We start from the raw sequence: 16,065 nt of genomic DNA, 5'->3' as shown, positions 1-16,065 counted from the left end.
ACGATATATACAAGAAAAACCCTTGCTCATAAACAAATGAACAAGGGCGCTTAATTAATCGTAAATATGGACGGTCGGTTCTTTGTCACCCGCATTTCGGACGATCAGCGCTTCCTGGCCGTCTGACGAGGTGATATTGATTTCAACATCGACTGAGCCTTTTGAATAATAATCCATGAGCTCACCCGTTAAGTATTGGGTAAAGGCGATGACTTCGCTTTTTCCGTAAAATTGCATCGGGATTTCTATTTTCATTTTTCTCATTTCATCATTTTCGTACATCGCCGTTCCGACTACTCCGGTGTAGTTCGGGAAGTAGCTGTCGATCGCGTTTTTGAAGCGTTTAAACACTTCGGAATCGTCAGGGTATTTCTTTGCCGTGTCTGTATCCGCCGGATAGAACACGTATTTTTCTTTGACATCATCCCAGTTTGAAATGGTGGATGAGCCGGCTTTGACTTCTGTTTTTGCAATGTAATTTCCCGGTACGATTGATGTTTTCGGCGCTTGTTTATAAAGGGCGACGGTAATCGGCACATTTTTCAGGTTATCCATTTTCCGGAGACGGTTAACGACTTCCTGGGCGATTTCTTCCCCGTGGCTGCGGATCGTTTTGTCGCTGAGCTCTACTTCCTGCTGCGGATCACCGGTTTTTTCGCGGTAATAGTAAACAGAGTTGAGAGCGAGACCGATCATGACACCGCCAAGCTGGATGGAATTTTTATCTTTTCTTACTAAGTAATCCTGTTCAAGCATAGACGCTAAGTAAATCGGGCTGTTTTCGTTTTTCTCTTTTGCCGATCCCGAACTTGGCAGCACCGGGTTTAAGCCGAGATTCTGGAAATTGGCGTCTGCTTTTTTCGCCTTTTTCAGATCACTGCCTTCTTTTTTGCGGTCAAGCCAGCTGAGTACCGTATCCTCATCTAAATACTGGCCTTCCTGATACAAATAATCATCCGTCGGGAACGTGTCTTGGGCGAGCCGCATCAGCCCCGTCTCGAATTCATCGATGTCCAGCCTCGTATTCAGCCGGTCCGCGGTGAGGCCGCGCGCTTTTCCGGCCTTAAACGGAAGCACCATCTTATAGTAGGAATCAGAGATATTATATTTCGGTATGATCGCTTTTTCAGAAGACTTTGCGGTTTTCTGCGTGATCTCTTCCTCTTTTTTTCCTCCGAAACTCGGCGAACAGGCTGACAGCATCAATACTGCCGCGGTCGCCGTCGCCGCCAATGCCAACATCTTTTTCAATAGAAAACACTCCTCTTATTTCTTTAGCTCTCCCAATAGCTGTGCTTCATTCCATACTTCAATGTTTAATTCCTGCGCTTTTTCCAGCTTGCTTCCGGCTGCTTCTCCGGCGATCACCAAGTCTGTTTTTTTGCTGACAGATCCCGTCAGCTTTCCGCCGAGCGCTTCGATCTGCGCTTTGGCTTCATTTCTGGACAGCTCTTCAAGCTTTCCGGTTAACACGATGGTTTTTCCGGCAAAATAAGAGTCGCTGTCCTCCGCTTTTACTTTTTTCGGGCCTTTATAGAGTGTGTTCACACCGAGCTCTTCCAGTTCATTCAAAAGCTCAAGCATTTCTTCTTTTCGGAAGTAGGTGATGACGGCATCAGCCATCTTTTCACCGATTTCGTCTACTGCAAGCAGCTCTTCCTCTGTGGCTTGTTTCAGATTTTCCAGGCTTTCAAAATGCATGGCCAGTGTTTTGGCCGCTTTTGAGCCGATAAAACGGATGCCGAGACCGAACAGCAGCCGTTCCAGCGAATTCTCTTTCGACTTTTGGATGGAGCTGATCAGATTGTCAGTTGATTTTTCCCCCATCCGCTCAAGCCGGATGACCTGTTCTTTCGTCAGCTTATACAAATCAGCGACATTACGGACGAGATGTTCACGGAAAAGCTGTGTGATGACACGTTCTCCGAGTCCGTCAATATTCATCGCGTTGCGTGAGACAAAGTGAATCAGGCCTTCTCTGATCTGCGCCGGGCATTCCGGGTTGATACAGCGCAGCGCGACCTCTCCTTCAATGCGGACAAGTTCGCTTCCGCACTCAGGGCAGCTGGTCGGCATATTGAATTCTTTTTCTTCTCCGGTCCGCTGTTCAACTAAGACATTGACGACCTCAGGGATGATATCGCCCGCTTTTTTGACGACCACTTTATCGAGAATGCGGATATCCTTCTCTTTAATTAAATCTTCGTTATGAAGGGATGCTCTTGAGACCGTCGTCCCCGCGACTTTTACCGGTTCCAGGACGGCAGTCGGCGTAATGACGCCCGTTCTTCCGACATTCAGCTCGATATCGAGCAGTTTTGTCACGACTTCTTCTGCTGGGAATTTATAAGCAATCGCCCAGCGCGGGCTTTTTGCCGTATACCCGAGCTCTTCCTGCTGATCGAGCGAATCCACCTTGATGACGATTCCGTCAATTTCATACGGAAGATCGGCCCGCTTCGCCTGCAGCTCTTCGATCATTTCAATCACTTCATCTATCGTGGCGCATTTTTTCCGTTCCTGGTTTGTTTTAAAACCGAGCTCATCCAGAAAATCCAGGCCTTGACTCTGTGTTTCCACACCCATTTCGTCAAGCTCCGCTATACTGTAGACGAAAATGTCAAGATTTCGTTTCGCTGCAATTTTCGGATCGAGCTGCCGGAGTGAGCCCGCAGCCGCATTCCGGGGATTGGCAAACGGCTCTTCTTCATGTTTCAGCCGTTCTTCGTTGAGTGCTTCGAATGACTGTTTCGGCATGTACGCCTCTCCGCGCACTTCTATGGAGAGGTTCCGTTTCATTTTCAGTGGAATGTTTCGGATCGTTTTTAAGTTTTCCGTAATATCTTCGCCCGTCGTTCCGTCTCCTCTTGTCGCGCCTCTGACGAAATAGCCGTCTTCATAACGGAGAGAAACAGCAAGACCGTCTATTTTCAGCTCCACATTGTAAGCGACGCCGTCGCCGACAGCCTGACGGACGCGGCGGTCAAAATCGCGAAGATCGTCATCGTTAAATGCGTTGCCGAGACTGAGCATCGGCGTGCCGTGCTGCACCTTTTGAAACGACTCAAGCACCGCTCCTCCGACCCGCTGTGTGGGCGAATCAGGCGTTCTGAGCTCCGGGTGCTCTTCTTCTATGGCCATCAGCTCCTGCATCAGTCTGTCGTACTCGGAATCCGGCACGCTCGGTTCATCTAGGGTGTAGTATTCGTAACTGTACTGATCGATGGTGCGGCGCAATTCTTCTGCCCGGTGTTTCGCTGTTTCTTTGTCCATCATGTTCTTCCTTTCTCTTCAGGTTACTGCTTTTCAATCGGGGCAAAGGCGGCCAGCAGACGTTTCACGCCGACTGGGCTCGGGAATGCGATATCAAGCTCCGTGCTTTCGCCTTCTCCTTTTACGCTGACAACCGTTCCGGTGCCCCATTTTTTATGGCCCGCTTTATCGCCGACCGCCCAGCTGAGCGAGTCGCCGCCTGTTTTGTTCGCGTAGGAAACAGGACGGGATACGGGTCCGCGTTTCGGCTGCATTTTTCTTCCCGGCTGCATGCGCGGGGTTTTCTTCTCATTTAGGTTCTCCAATAAATCGTCAGGTATTTCCCTGATAAAGCGGGATTCCGGATTCATATTGGTGCGCCCGAACAAGGTGCGCATTTTGGCATTCGTTAAGTACAGTTCTTCTTCCGCCCTCGTAATGCCTACATATGCGAGCCTGCGCTCTTCTTCCATCTCGGCTTCTTCCATCAGGGAGCGGCTGTGCGGGAATACGCCTTCCTCCATGCCCATTAAGAACACGACAGGAAATTCAAGCCCCTTAGCGGCGTGCAGCGTCATTAACGTGACGGCATCCTTTCCGCCCGTTTCCTCTTCCTTCTGGTCGAGCTGGTCAATATCCGCAATCAGCGCCAGATCGGTCAGAAACGCGACGAGAGACTTATCTTCGCTTTTTTGTTCGAAGTTTTTCGTGACAGAAAGAAACTCGTCGATATTTTCAAGACGGCTCTGGGCCTCAATAGACTTTTCAGCCTTCAGCATTTCTCTGTATTCCGTTTTATCGAGAATTTCTTCCGTGAGTTCCGTAATGGACAGGTAATCCTGCATATTGGTCAGATTTTCAATCATCGCGCCAAAGCCGTCAAGCGCGTTTGCCGCTTTCGCGCTGACGCCGATGAAATCAATCTGTTTGATCGCCTGGAACATTGACATGCCGTTCATCGCCGCGTATGAAGCGATTTTTTCAAGCGAAGTGGCGCCGACGCCCCGTTTCGGCACATTGACGATCCGTGTAAAACTGATGTCATCGTCCGGGTTTGACACAAGGCGCAGATACGCGAGAATGTCTTTAATTTCTTTTCTGTCGTAGAACTTGGTTCCGCCGACGATATTGTAGTTCAGACCGGCTTTTAAAAGGGTTTCCTCGATAACGCGCGACTGGGCGTTTGTCCGGTATAAAATCGCGATATCGGAAAGCTTCCGCCGGCCTGAGCTGTTCAGCTCATAAATTTTGCCCGCGACGAATTGGCCTTCGCCGAATTCATTGTCGCCGCTGTAATAAGAAAGCTTGACGCCTTCGTCATTCTCCGTCCACAGGTTTTTCGGCTTGCGGTTTGAGTTGTTTTTGATCACTTCGTTGGCCGCCTGCAGAATCCGCTTTGTTGAGCGGTAGTTTTGTTCGAGCAGAATCACGTTTGCGCTCGGATAATCTTTTTCAAAGGAAAGGATATTCGCGATATCCGCCCCGCGCCATCTGTAAATGGACTGGTCGGAATCACCGACGACGCAGATATTTTCAAGACGGGCCGCAAGCTGCTTAACGAGCAGGTATTGCGCTCTGTTCGTATCCTGATACTCGTCTACGTGAATGTACTGGAATTTGCGCTGATAAAACTCAAGCACTTCCGGCACACGCTCGAAAAGCTTGATCGTCGTCATGATTAAATCATCAAAATCGAGCGATTGGTTTTTCAGCAGTTTTTTCTGATAATCGGTATACACGTCACTCGTGACCTGATCGTAGTAGCCGCCGGCCGTTTTTGCGAATTCCTCAGGTTCGATCAGCTCGTTTTTGGCGCTGCTGATCGAGCCTAAAATACTTCTCGGATCAAACTTTTTCGGGTCGATATTCCGCTCTTTCAGAATCCCTTTAATAACGGAAAGCTGATCAGCCGTATCAAGAATGGAGAAGTTTCGGTTGATGCCGATTCTGTCAATGTCCCTGCGCAGAATCCGCACGCACATGCTGTGGAAGGTGGATATCCAGATTTCATCCGCGCCGGGGCCGAGAATGCTCTCCACCCGCTCCTTCATTTCTCTGGCGGCTTTATTTGTAAATGTAATCGCCAGAATATTCCACGGCGCCACGTGTTTTTCCGCCATTAAGTATGCGATTCTGTGCGTCAGCACCCGTGTTTTTCCGCTTCCCGCACCTGCCATCAGAAGCAGCGGACCGTCCGTCGTCTTGACCGCTTCCTGCTGAACGGGATTTAATCCGCTTAATAATTGATTGCTAATGTAATTCATATCCGTTCACCGCCTATCAAACATATGTTCTATCATAAATCAAATTCGTCCGCTTGGCTACTTTGTCTTTACAGCCGCCACCGTTTTGAGCGCCTGATCAAAATCTTCATATACGGCATTTCCCACAACGATGACATCGGCATGACGGCTGAACCGTTCCGCTGTTTCCGCGTCTTTAATGCCGCCGCCGTAAAACAGGACGGACTTGTCCAGCACAGCCTTCGTTTTCTCCACTGTTTCTATGTCCGCCAGCATCCCGCTGTATTCCAGATAAAAAATCGGGAGATGAAGCAAATTCTCCGCGACCCGCGCATAGGCGAGAATATCTTCTGTTTCTATATGTGTATCCGCCTCCGTCAAAGCGGCCGCCTTACAATCAGGGTTGACGATGCAATAGCCCTCCGTCACGATTTCCTCCATTGACATGAGCTCGCCGTATTCTTTCATCGCCTGGTGGTGCATGCCGACAATCCAGTCCGCATTTTTGCTGTTAAGCACACTCGGAATGAAATAAAGATCAAACCCGGGCACAATGGAATCAATCGTTGACACCTCAAGTACGCACGGCACTAAAAACCGCCGCACCTTTGACATCAGCCTCAGCACATTGTCCTCGGTGACATTGTCGCTTCCTCCGATCACAATGGCGTCAGTCCCTGATTCACAAAGCCGTTCCAGCTGTTCATCCGGTAAATCTTTATTCGGATCGAGTTTAAAAACGTGCTTCCACTCGTTAACATCGTACATGCGTTTTCGTTCCTCCATTCGTTTCTTGCCATTTAAACATTATAACAAATTCATTTGGCCCGGAAAAACGGAAAAAGACGTCATTCACCTGATTCACAAAAAAAGATTGCGCTCCGCCTGCTGGGATACGCCTATGTTTCAAAAAAGACAAAATGTGGAATGTCAAAGAGAAAAAAGGCAAGGAGTCTGATTTCAATGGAACAAGCCATTATCGTACTGATTTGTATATTAATTTTGATTATTTTAGTTCCCGCCGCATTGTTTCTTTGGATATACATAAGAGACGAAAAGCAGGAAGAGCATTCAGTGCTGCGCAATTATCCCGTAACGGGAAAGCTGCGTTATATATTTGAAAAAATCGGGCCTGAGCTGCGGCAGTATTTGTTCAGCAATGATAACGAAGAACAGCCGTTTTCCCGGAGAGAATATGAACAGACAGTCATGTCGGGAAAGTATAAAAGCAGAATGATGGGCTTCGGATCGGAACGGGATTTCGATCAGCCGGGCTATTATATCCGTAACGCCCTCTTCCCGAAACAAAGGGAGGAACTGCGCACAGATCAGACGCCGAAGATCGAGACGATGGTATACAAGATTGACAAAGACAATCTGCTGAAACGCAGCGAGCACCGTGAAAAAGCGAAAGCAGACCCTTATTACCTGCATCCGGACGATGTGCAAGTAATCGGCCGTGACACATGTAAGAAGCCGTTTTATGTAAAAGGATTAATCGGACAATCAGCGATGAGCTACGGCTCACTTGGCGACCGGGCAATTACCGCCCTGTCAAAAGGGCTGCACCAAGCCGGAGGCACATGGATGAATACAGGCGAAGGCGGCCTGTCAGAGTATCACCTGAAAGGCGGCGCGGATATTATCTGCCAAATCGGCCCGGGGCTGTTCGGCGTCCGCACCGAAGAAGGAGAATTTTCCTGGGAAGAATTTAAGAAAAAAAGCCGTCTCGAGCAGATTAAAGCCTTTGAATTAAAGCTTGCGCAAGGGGCGAAAGCAAGAGGCGGGCATATTGACGGCTCAAAGGTGACCGAAGAAATTGCCGCCATCAGGAATGTGCAGCCCGGACAATCCATTGACAGTCCCAACCGCTTCAACGAATTTTCAAATGTACCGGACATGCTTGATTTCATTGAGAAATTAAGGACTGTAGGTGAAAAACCGGTCGGCATTAAAATTGTCCCCGGCAGCCGCAAAGACCTTGAAGATCTTATTTCCTGCATGAGTTCATCAGGCAAACATCCCGACTTTATTACGATTGACGGCAGTGAAGGGGGAACCGGGGCTTCTTTCCATGAGCTGGCGGATTCCGTCGGCCTGCCGATTCTGACCGGCCTCCCCCTTGTTGACAGCCTTTTGAAGACATACGGTATAAGGGATAAGCTGAAAATTTTCGCATCCGGAAAGCTGCTCACTCCGGATAAGATTGCCGTCGCCCTCGCGCTAGGCGCGGATTTTGTCAATATTGCCCGGGGAATGATGTTTTCAGTCGGCTGTATCCGTGCTCAAGTATGCCACACCAATCATTGTCCTGTCGGAGTGGCGACAACCGATCCAAAACTTCAGCGCGCGCTCAGTATCGAAGACAAACAGCACCGCGTCTGCAACTACGTGCTTTCCCTGCGTGAAGGGCTGTTTCACCTTGCCGCGGCGGCGGGCCTCAGCTCGCCGATTCATTTCTCAGCTGAACACATCGTATACCGGGAGAAAGACGGAAGCCTGAGGGAACTTCCCGGCCTTATGGATCAGCACGCATAAAAAAACCGCCTGCCGTCACCGGCAGGTCGGTTTTTTACGTTGCTGAGGAAGATTCCCCTTTGTTTACACGGTCAAGCGCCATTTCATAGGCGTCATTTCCGTAATTTAAGCAGCGCTTCACTCGGGAAATCGTCGCTGTGGAAGCACCCGTTTCGCTTTCAATTTTGTGATACGTATTTCCTTCGCGGAGCATTCTTGCCACTTCCAAACGCTGCGCCAGCGATTGAATTTCATTAATCGTACAAAGATCGTCAAAGAAACGATAGCATTCCTCCAGATCTTTAAGCGATAAAATAGATAAAAATAACTGGTCCAGTTCTTTTCCGCGTAATTTATCGATTTGCATCGTCAAACACTTCTCCTTTACTAATGGAAGCTGCATCGAGATCAGGAACGATATTAATCCATGTCTTTCCCGGCACAAACGGAAGAATCTCACCGCCTTTAACGGGCAGAATACGGCCGTCTTTGTATTCCCAGTCTGACTCAATAACATCGCCGTGCTGAATCAGGAGGCCTTTCCCGCCTGATTGAATATCGATGGCCCGCCTTCCATCTTTGTCTGTCATGCGATGGCCGGCTTCAACAATAAAAATGTTGCGCATGGCTAAAGGCTTTCCGGTCTCCCGGTCTGTCGCTTTCACACCATCAGAGCTTCTTGTATAAGTATCAGCTTTTTTATCATAATCGTATTCGACAAGATTTGTAACGTTTTGTGTTCCATAATCTATCCGAATATTGTAGGTTTCGTTTCCTGGTTTTGCTTCTGATGTCTGAAATGGAAGCGGTTTTGTTTTTCCGTTCAGCTTGTATCCTTTTTGTTCCGCCGCCTTTCTGATATTGTCATAAGACGTATAGGAATTGTGGGGCGGCTTGCTGAAATCGGCCCGCCAAAACAGGCTTCCGTCAAAATCCAAACCGTTTATATAATCGTAAGCACCGGACTCCAGCTGCTTTTTAGCGCCGGGACTCCAGCCATGATGGATAAATATGCTGTTAAACCCGCTGCTGAGGGTGACAAAGTATTCCCTCGCGCTCCGCACAGGCCCGACCGTTTCTGGCATCTCACTCTGAAAAATCGCGAGAAACCGCGTAATCCTGCCTTCCGCGAGCGCTTCGATGACAACATCCGCCTTTGACAGCCCGGATTGGGGCCTCGCCTTCGGATGATTGTTCACTATAACTGCAATCGGACGGCGTTCTGCAAGCTTCCGCTCAGTTTTTAACCCCGTTAAAGGAGCTTCCGCCTCTTTCGGCTTCACCTGATCGGCATCATTCTGCCGGCAGGCGGCAAGCAGCAAAAACGCAAAACAAAGCATACAAACGGTTTTCCATCTTTTCATATGTCGGCTCCCTGCTTTTATATTTTAACGCATTATCGATGGAAAGAGTACAGTTTTTTTCATCACGTCGAATATTCCTCTCGGCGTAATGCGAATATAAGGCAGATGTGTGCTCTGCAAAAAGAGCAGCGTATAGATCGGATCGCAGAATCGGTAGCCCCGCTCCTCAAGCAAAGTCCTCAGCTTTTGCTCTTTTTCAAGCACGTCTTCAAAACTCTCCGCAGATGCAGAACCGTTCAAGGCAAGGGGAATTTCATGAAGAATCTTCCCGTTTTCGGCAAGCACGATTCCGCCGCCGATTTCTTTCATCCGTGAGAAAGCAAGCAGGATATCTTCCTTATTTTTTCCCGCAGCGATAATATCTCCGGTTGTCGTGTAAGAACTGACAAAGCCCTGCACCCGCTCGGCAAAACCTTTCAGCATTGTATTGACCCGCCATTTTCCATGCTTATCGAGAAGCGTGAGGTAACTTTCATCATGATCAAAAGAAAGCTGGTCAACAGAATTATCAATCGCAATCATATACGGCTCCATAATGACCGCGTTGCGCATTTTCACACCCATCGGCATTGAAAACTGTAAATCATCCATCGTCATATCATATGAAAGCTCAAGAGGGACAAGACCGCCTCTTTTCCAATCCATTTTTGTAAACGCCTTCATATTTCGGCCGTCTTCTTTCAGCAGGATGCCTTTGGAGATCACCGTGACCGGGTCCGGATTCATCGGGTCGTCGAGAATGTTCAATGAGGCAAGCCGTCCCGGACCGACCACACCGAGAAAGTCATCCATCTGATAATACTTCGCGATATTAAAAGACGCCATATTGTAGGCGTCAATCGCCGGAACCCCTTCCTCCAAAGCGATTTTGATCAATTCATTCGTCATGCCGCCTTTATAAAAATGCGGCGCCGCCCCATCCGTCGTGTAAAAGAAATGATCATAATGCCGGAAGCCTTTTTGATGGAGATCCTGCAATATCGTTCTCAAATCAGGGCGGATGGATGAATGTCTGAGTGAAACATAGTAGCCCAATTCAAGCCGTCTCATCACCTCGTCACCATTCATGGCCTCGTGGTCGGAATCAGCTCCGAATAATTTCATCTTCGTCAATGTTTTCTCAGAAGCGCCGGGAAAATGCCCTTCAATCCGCTTGCGCAGTTTTTTCGTCGCCTGCATGCAATGAAGCATTAAGTCATCGCCATCCATCAGGCGCGGCCACCCGGTCAATTCTCCGCCTTGAATGACATCCGGGTGCTCAATCCATTGTTTACGGACATCATAAGAAAGCAGCTGATCCTCATTCAGCACTTCTGTCTGCAGGTCGTATCTGGACCACCAGAAATATTGCACCGGCTGTTTTTTCAGTTCCTCTAATATAGTAAGCGCTTTCTTTTTGCCGCTGTTCAAAAGAAAAAACAAGTTATCATTAACAAACGTCGTTGTTCCGAATTGAGACACATATTCGGCGAGCGTTTGGGGATTATATATTTGAAAAGGATGTGTATGCGGTTCAATGTAACCTGGCACAATGTATTTTCCTTCACAATTTATGGTATGAATGTGCTCTGCTGCATCAGGAATCTCATCACCAACATATACAATTCGGTCTCCGTAAATCCAGACGTTCTTTTTCAGCCATTGTTTTAAAAAAGGATTTAATACGAGAGCATCCCGTAAAAGCAGCGTTGGAAGCAGCTTTGAGTCTACAACATCCGCCTGTGATCTGATGTCTTTATTTTTCCAGTTAAAGGTACGTTCGGACATTCACATACTCTCCTTCGCTTATATTAGACCCATCGTATCACATCCGCACAATTATCGCACGGCTGAAACGTTACAAATTATTGAAGATGAATGAAAAAACTTTTTCTAAGGGAGCTGAAATGATGAAACCGAATATCAGTTTATTGAACGCCGTTATGCGCATCACTTGCGGCCTCACCATTTTGTCTGCTGCGTCAGCGAAATATACGAGGAAACCTTGGTGCAAGATGCATCTCTTCTGTATGATGATGGGCGCGATGAAAGCGGCGTCCGGCATCCTCCGCTTCTGTCCGGTGACATATATGTTCCAGGCCGGAATGAATCAGGATGACAGCCATCAGCAAGAAAAATAACAAGCCGCAACGGCTTGTTATTCCGAGAAGAATCATCTCTCACAGTAAATCGACAAAATTAGTCGTCCTTTCAGAAGAAAACCCGCGTGTTACATGACGCGGGTTTCCCTCTTTATCGCTGCGAAGCTTTCAGCGCACGGGCGCCGATGTCGCTTCTGTAAAACAGTCCGGGTTTTGTCAGCCCTGAAACGGCGCTGTACACTTTATCCCTCGCCGCTTCAAATGTTTCAGCAAATGCTGTGACATTGGCGACCCGGCCGCCGTTTGTGACAAATTGGCCGCCGGCTTTTTTCGTTCCGGCATGAAAAACGGCGATCCCGTCTTCAGCGGCCGTCAAACCGCCGATCGGTGTGCCTTTCGCATAGCTTTCAGGATAGCCCTCAGAAGCCAGCACAACGCTGACGGCGGCCGTATCCTTCCATCTTAGGTCAACATCTTTCTCATGCAGCAGATCCAAAAGCACCTGAATAAGGTCTGATTCCATTCTCGGCACGACGACCTGTGTTTCCGGATCTCCGAAGCGCGCGTTGAATTCAATGACTTTTGATCCGTTTTCCGTCAGAATCAGCCCCGCGTACAGCACGCCCGTGAAGGAGCGTCCCTCCTTCACCATTGCTTTTGCCGCCGGCTTCACAATCGTTTCGACGGCGCTTTTGACGATATCATCGGAAATGTGCGGCACCGGTGAATAGGCGCCCATTCCGCCCGTGTTCGGCCCTTTGTCTCCGTCGAAGGCGCGCTTATGGTCTTGGGCGATCACCATCGGATAGACGGTCTCCCCCTTCACAAACGCCATTAAGGAAAATTCTTCGCCGGCGAGGAACTCTTCAATGACAACAGATGCGCTCGCCTCGCCGAATTTCTCATCCTCAAGAAAATCGTGCAGGCATTCAATCGCTTCTTCTTCCGTCATCGCGACCGTTACACCTTTTCCGGCCGCAAGCCCGTCAGCTTTAATGACAATCGGCGCACCTTTTTGCCGCACATAAGCTTTCGCCTCTTCAAATGAAGTAAATGTCTCATACTCCGCCGTCGGAATGCTGTATTTTTTCATTAAATCCTTGGCAAACTGTTTGCTTCCCTCAATGATTGCCGCTTTTTCGGACGGTCCGAAAACAAGCAGTCCGGCTTTTTCAAACTCATCCGCTATCCCTTCGATCAGAGGAACTTCGGGGCCGATAATCGTCAGGCCGACATGATGTTCTTTCGCAAAGGCGATGAGTGCGGCATGATCGCTTTCTTCGATGCTGACCAGCGTCGCGCAATCCGCCATACCGTCATTTCCGGGCGCGGCGTACACCGTGTCAACAAGCGGGCTTTGCGCCGCTTTCCAAGCCAGTGTGTGCTCTCTGCCGCCTTTACCGATAATCAATACATTCACGCTTCGTTCCTCCCCTTAATGTTTGAAATGTCTGATGCCGGTGAATACCATGGCGATGCCGTATTCATCCGCTTTTTTAATTGAATCTTCGTCGCGGACCGATCCGCCGGGCTGGATAATTGCCGTGACGCCCGCTTTTGCGGCTTCTTCGACTGTATCCGGCATCGGGAAAAACGCGTCTGAACCGAGCGCGCTGCCTTTTGCTTTTTCTCCGGCCTGCTCAATGGCGATTTTGGCTGAACCGACGCGATTCATCTGTCCTGCGCCCACACCGACCGTCATATGGTCTTTTGCAAGAACGATTGCGTTGGATTTCACGTGTTTGACGACTTTCCAGGCGAGCTTCAGATCTTCCCACTCCTGCTCGTTCGGCTCTCTTTTTGTCGGAATGCTGATGTCGGCGTCATCAAATCCGTGCACGTCTAAATCTTGAATCAAAAGGCCGCCCTGTACGGAAGTCAGCTGTTTTTCTTTCTTTCCTGATGCGTTCACATCAAGCGTGAGCAGACGAAGATTTTTCTTCGCCGTCAGTACGTTCAGCGCTTCTTCACTGAAAGAAGGGGCGATAATGATTTCTAAAAAGATGCCGTGAAGAGCTTCAGCCGTTGCCTGATCAACTTCACGGTTCAGCGCGATGATGCCGCCGAAAATGGACGTTTTATCAGCTTCATACGCTTTATTGAATGCTTCCTCAATTGAAGCTCCCGTACCGACTCCGCACGGGTTCATATGTTTAACGGCAACAGCCGCGGGTTCTGCAAACTCCCGGACGATTTGAACGGCCGCATCCGCGTCCTTAATATTATTGTAAGAAAGCTCTTTGCCGTGAAGCTGTTTTGCCGCCGCGATGGAACCGGAGACAGGCAGTGCGCTTTGATAGAAAACAGCCTCTTGGTGAGGGTTTTCGCCGTAGCGGAGCGATTGTTTTTTTTCAAATGTAACGGTGAATTGCTCAGGGTCTTTCTCACCGGCCTCGCGTGTTAAGTAATCAGCGATTAATGCGTCGTATGCCGCGGTGTGGCGGAATACTTTGGCCGCAAGCTCGCGTTTTCTTTTAAGCGAAACGCCGCCGTGTTCTTTGATCTCATTGAGCACTGAGCTGTAATCGGCCGGATCTGTGATGACCGTCACATCCTGATGGTTTTTCGATGCGGCGCGCAGCATACCGGGGCCTCCGATATCAATGTTTTCTATCGCTTCATCATATGTTACGTCTTCTTTTGAAATCGTTTCTTTAAACGGATAAAGGTTGACGACCACAAGATCAATGGGGGCAATGCCGTGCTCATTGATCTGCGCCATATGCTCTTCATTGTCTCTTACGGCAAGCAGTCCGCCGTGAATATTAGGATGGAGCGTTTTTAACCGTCCGTCCATGATTTCAGGAAATCCGGTCACTTCCGAAATGCCGATGACATCCACACCGTTTTCCTGGAGAAGTTTTTTTGTTCCTCCGGTCGAAATGACTTCGACGCCGAGCTCTGTCAGTTCCTTTACGAAAGGTACGAGATTTGTTTTATCAGAAACACTGATTAGTGCGCGTTTGATTGTCATGCCTTTTCACCTCTGTTATTTAGTCCCAGCAGCTGTTTCACAACGCTTGGATACCATTTGTGCTCAAGCTCGTGTATCGTATGTTCTATATCTTCAAGCGTATCGTTTTCCTGTATCTCGAATGCTTTTTGCGCGATAATCGGTCCGGTGTCCATGCCTTCGTCGACGTAATGAACGGTAATGCCGGCCACTTTCACACCGGCCCGATACGCCTGTCCGACAGCGTCAATTCCCGGAAATGCCGGCAGAAGCGAAGGATGTATATTAACAATGCGGCCCCCGTAAGCTTCAAGAAGCGTATTTCCGATCAGTCTCATATAGCCGGCGAGAACGATTAGTTCCGCTCCGTGCAGACGAAGCTGTTCAATAATGGCCCGTTCAAAGGCAGCCTTGTTTGCAAAAGCTGACGGCTCAAAGGCGAATGACGGGATATGTAAAGCCTCCGCCCTTTCCGCAGCCTTTGCCTGGGGCTTATCCGTCACGAGAAGGGAGAGCTCCGCGTCCCACTTCTCTTCTCTCATACGTTTGGCAATGGCCTCAAAGTTCGATCCGTTTCCTGAAGCAAATACCGCAAATTTCTTCATGAAAGAGCTGCACCGCCGAAAGAAATGCCTTCGCCGCGTTTGACCCGTCCGATCAAATAAGCCTTTTCGCCTTGAGCTTCAAGCGTTTCGATAACGTCTGTCAGGTCCTCTTCTTTAACGGCAAGGACAAAACCGATGCCCATGTTAAAGACATTGAACATGTCTTCTTCTTTCAGCTTGCCGTGCTCCTGTAAAAACGGAAAAATCGGCGGGATCGGCCATGATCCGTGATCAATTTCCGCGCTCAATCCGTCCGGCAGCATCCGCGGGATGTTCTCGATGAATCCTCCGCCTGTCACATGCGCCATGCCGTCCACCTTACCGCTTTTCACCGCCTCAAGCACCGGTTTCACATATATTCTTGTCGGTTCCAGCAATTCTTCTCCGAGAGGCCGCGCAAACGGTTCATAGACAGTATCCAAATCAAGCCCGCCATCATCAAGAAGCACTTTTCTCACAAGGGAAAAACCGTTGCTGTGAAGGCCGCTTGAGGAAAGTCCGATTAAGAGATGCCCTTCTTCGATATGTTCACCGGTGACAATTTCGTCTTTTTCCGCGACACCGACTGAAAATCCGGCAATATCGTATTCATCAGCTGTATACAGCCCCGGCATTTCCGCCGTCTCACCGCCGATAAGCGCTGATCCTGACTGCTCGCAGCCGTCTGCCACACCTTGAACGATCTGCTCAATTTTCACCGGATCGGCCTTGCCGACTGCCAAATAATCAAGGAAAAACAGCGGCTCCGCTCCCTGGGCGAGCACATCGTTTACACACATCGCGACCGCATCGACGCCGATCGTGTCATGCTTATCCATTGAAAATGCGAGTTTCAGCTTGGTGCCGACACCGTCTGTTCCTGAAATTAAAACAGGCTTTTGATACGGGAGCTCTGACAGATCAAACATTCCGCCAAAACCGCCCAAGCTTCCCATAACGCCGAGCCTTTTCGTGCGCTCCACGTGTTTTTTCATTCGTTTGACGGCTTCATATCCGGCTTCGATGTCGACTCCGGCATTTTTATAAGCATCAGACATCCCTATCACTCCT

13 protein-coding genes are annotated in these 16,065 nt (G+C 49.0%); 2 read left to right on the top strand and 11 right to left on the bottom strand.

Annotated features, from left to right (window positions below):
* Positions 1–54: 54 nt before the first annotated feature.
* The 4 genes from AADZ70_RS18365 to AADZ70_RS18350 are packed head-to-tail and all read right to left on the bottom strand — an operon-like array spanning position 55 to position 6,263.
* Positions 55–1,251 (bottom strand): CamS family sex pheromone protein, encoded by a 1,197-nt coding sequence (locus AADZ70_RS18365; RefSeq protein ID WP_016937002.1) that lies wholly within the window; start codon positions 1,249–1,251, stop codon positions 55–57.
* Between the two features lie 15 nt (positions 1,252–1,266).
* Positions 1,267–3,273 (bottom strand): NAD-dependent DNA ligase LigA, encoded by a 2,007-nt coding sequence (gene ligA, locus AADZ70_RS18360; RefSeq protein ID WP_016937003.1) that lies wholly within the window; start codon positions 3,271–3,273, stop codon positions 1,267–1,269.
* Positions 3,274–3,296: 23 nt separating this feature from the next.
* Complete coding sequence (pcrA, locus tag AADZ70_RS18355; RefSeq protein WP_269773896.1) at positions 3,297–5,516, bottom strand: DNA helicase PcrA; 2,220 nt, start codon at positions 5,514–5,516, stop codon at positions 3,297–3,299.
* A 57-nt stretch (positions 5,517–5,573) separates the two neighbouring features.
* Positions 5,574–6,263: a heptaprenylglyceryl phosphate synthase gene (locus AADZ70_RS18350; RefSeq protein WP_045926641.1), complete on the bottom strand. Its 690-nt coding sequence runs from the start codon at positions 6,261–6,263 to the stop codon at positions 5,574–5,576.
* Positions 6,264–6,458: 195 nt separating this feature from the next.
* Here AADZ70_RS18350 and AADZ70_RS18345 point away from each other — a divergent pair, with 195 nt between their 5' ends.
* On the top strand, positions 6,459–8,033 hold the full coding sequence (locus AADZ70_RS18345; RefSeq protein ID WP_342007446.1) for an FMN-binding glutamate synthase family protein: 1,575 nt from the start codon (positions 6,459–6,461) through the stop codon (positions 8,031–8,033).
* Positions 8,034–8,067: 34 nt separating this feature from the next.
* Here AADZ70_RS18345 and AADZ70_RS18340 read toward each other — a convergent pair whose 3' ends face one another.
* The 3 genes from AADZ70_RS18340 to AADZ70_RS18330 are packed head-to-tail and all read right to left on the bottom strand — an operon-like array spanning position 8,068 to position 11,143.
* Positions 8,068–8,379, bottom strand: coding sequence for a YerC/YecD family TrpR-related protein (locus AADZ70_RS18340; protein ID WP_003155745.1), 312 nt, complete (start codon positions 8,377–8,379; stop codon positions 8,068–8,070).
* A complete protein-coding gene (locus AADZ70_RS18335) occupies positions 8,366–9,376 on the bottom strand; it encodes a DUF3048 domain-containing protein (protein ID WP_198698485.1) in 1,011 nt (336 codons plus the stop codon). The genes AADZ70_RS18340 and AADZ70_RS18335 overlap by 14 nt, the downstream gene beginning before the upstream one ends.
* Positions 9,377–9,400: 24 nt before the next feature.
* The gene (locus AADZ70_RS18330) at positions 9,401–11,143 is read right to left on the bottom strand and encodes an adenine deaminase (protein ID WP_095241964.1); all 1,743 of its coding nucleotides are present in this window, start codon (positions 11,141–11,143) and stop codon (positions 9,401–9,403) included.
* Between the two features lie 122 nt (positions 11,144–11,265).
* On the opposite strand from AADZ70_RS18330, the gene AADZ70_RS18325 reads away from it, so the two are divergent.
* Positions 11,266–11,496, top strand: coding sequence for a DUF2892 domain-containing protein (locus AADZ70_RS18325; RefSeq protein WP_003155749.1), 231 nt, complete (start codon positions 11,266–11,268; stop codon positions 11,494–11,496).
* 112 nt (positions 11,497–11,608) lie between these two features.
* Here AADZ70_RS18325 and purD read toward each other — a convergent pair whose 3' ends face one another.
* The 4 genes from purD to purM are packed head-to-tail and all read right to left on the bottom strand — an operon-like array spanning position 11,609 to position 16,052.
* Positions 11,609–12,877: a phosphoribosylamine--glycine ligase gene (purD, locus tag AADZ70_RS18320; RefSeq protein ID WP_264819795.1), complete on the bottom strand. Its 1,269-nt coding sequence runs from the start codon at positions 12,875–12,877 to the stop codon at positions 11,609–11,611.
* Positions 12,878–12,892: 15 nt separating this feature from the next.
* On the bottom strand, positions 12,893–14,431 hold the full coding sequence (gene purH / locus AADZ70_RS18315) for a bifunctional phosphoribosylaminoimidazolecarboxamide formyltransferase/IMP cyclohydrolase (RefSeq protein WP_316101377.1): 1,539 nt from the start codon (positions 14,429–14,431) through the stop codon (positions 12,893–12,895).
* Positions 14,428–15,015 carry a phosphoribosylglycinamide formyltransferase gene (gene purN / locus AADZ70_RS18310; RefSeq protein ID WP_049628026.1) on the bottom strand — a complete coding sequence of 196 codons (588 nt, stop codon included), beginning with the start codon at positions 15,013–15,015 and terminating at the stop codon, positions 14,428–14,430. Before purN ends, purH begins: the two co-directional genes overlap by 4 nt.
* Entirely contained in the window at positions 15,012–16,052 is a 1,041-nt protein-coding gene (gene purM / locus AADZ70_RS18305) for a phosphoribosylformylglycinamidine cyclo-ligase (RefSeq protein WP_016937012.1), read from the bottom strand. The genes purN and purM overlap by 4 nt, the downstream gene beginning before the upstream one ends.
* Positions 16,053–16,065: the final 13 nt, after the last annotated feature.

This window comes from Bacillus sp. YBsi01 (assembly GCF_038406745.1).
GTDB lineage: Bacteria > Bacillota > Bacilli > Bacillales > Bacillaceae > Bacillus > Bacillus siamensis.
Note: the sequence above shows the minus strand (reverse complement) of the source record. Positions and strands in the feature narration are given on the sequence as shown.

Excerpts from the sequence above, each read along its gene's own strand:
- ligA (WP_016937003.1), bottom strand. The coding sequence starts at position 3,273 with ATGGACAAAGAAACAGCGAAACACCGGGCAGAAGAATTGCGCCGCACC.
- pcrA (WP_269773896.1), bottom strand. The coding sequence starts at position 5,516 with ATGAATTACATTAGCAATCAATTATTAAGCGGATTAAATCCCGTTCAG.
- AADZ70_RS18350 (WP_045926641.1), bottom strand. The coding sequence starts at position 6,263 with ATGTACGATGTTAACGAGTGGAAGCACGTTTTTAAACTCGATCCGAAT.
- AADZ70_RS18345 (WP_342007446.1), top strand. The coding sequence starts at position 6,459 with ATGGAACAAGCCATTATCGTACTGATTTGTATATTAATTTTGATTATT.
- AADZ70_RS18340 (WP_003155745.1), bottom strand. The coding sequence starts at position 8,379 with ATGCAAATCGATAAATTACGCGGAAAAGAACTGGACCAGTTATTTTTA.
- AADZ70_RS18335 (WP_198698485.1), bottom strand. The coding sequence starts at position 9,376 with ATGAAAAGATGGAAAACCGTTTGTATGCTTTGTTTTGCGTTTTTGCTG.
- AADZ70_RS18330 (WP_095241964.1), bottom strand. The coding sequence starts at position 11,143 with ATGTCCGAACGTACCTTTAACTGGAAAAATAAAGACATCAGATCACAG.
- AADZ70_RS18325 (WP_003155749.1), top strand. The coding sequence starts at position 11,266 with ATGAAACCGAATATCAGTTTATTGAACGCCGTTATGCGCATCACTTGC.
- purH (WP_316101377.1), bottom strand. The coding sequence starts at position 14,431 with ATGACAATCAAACGCGCACTAATCAGTGTTTCTGATAAAACAAATCTC.
- purN (WP_049628026.1), bottom strand. The coding sequence starts at position 15,015 with ATGAAGAAATTTGCGGTATTTGCTTCAGGAAACGGATCGAACTTTGAG.
- purM (WP_016937012.1), bottom strand. The coding sequence starts at position 16,052 with ATGTCTGATGCTTATAAAAATGCCGGAGTCGACATCGAAGCCGGATAT.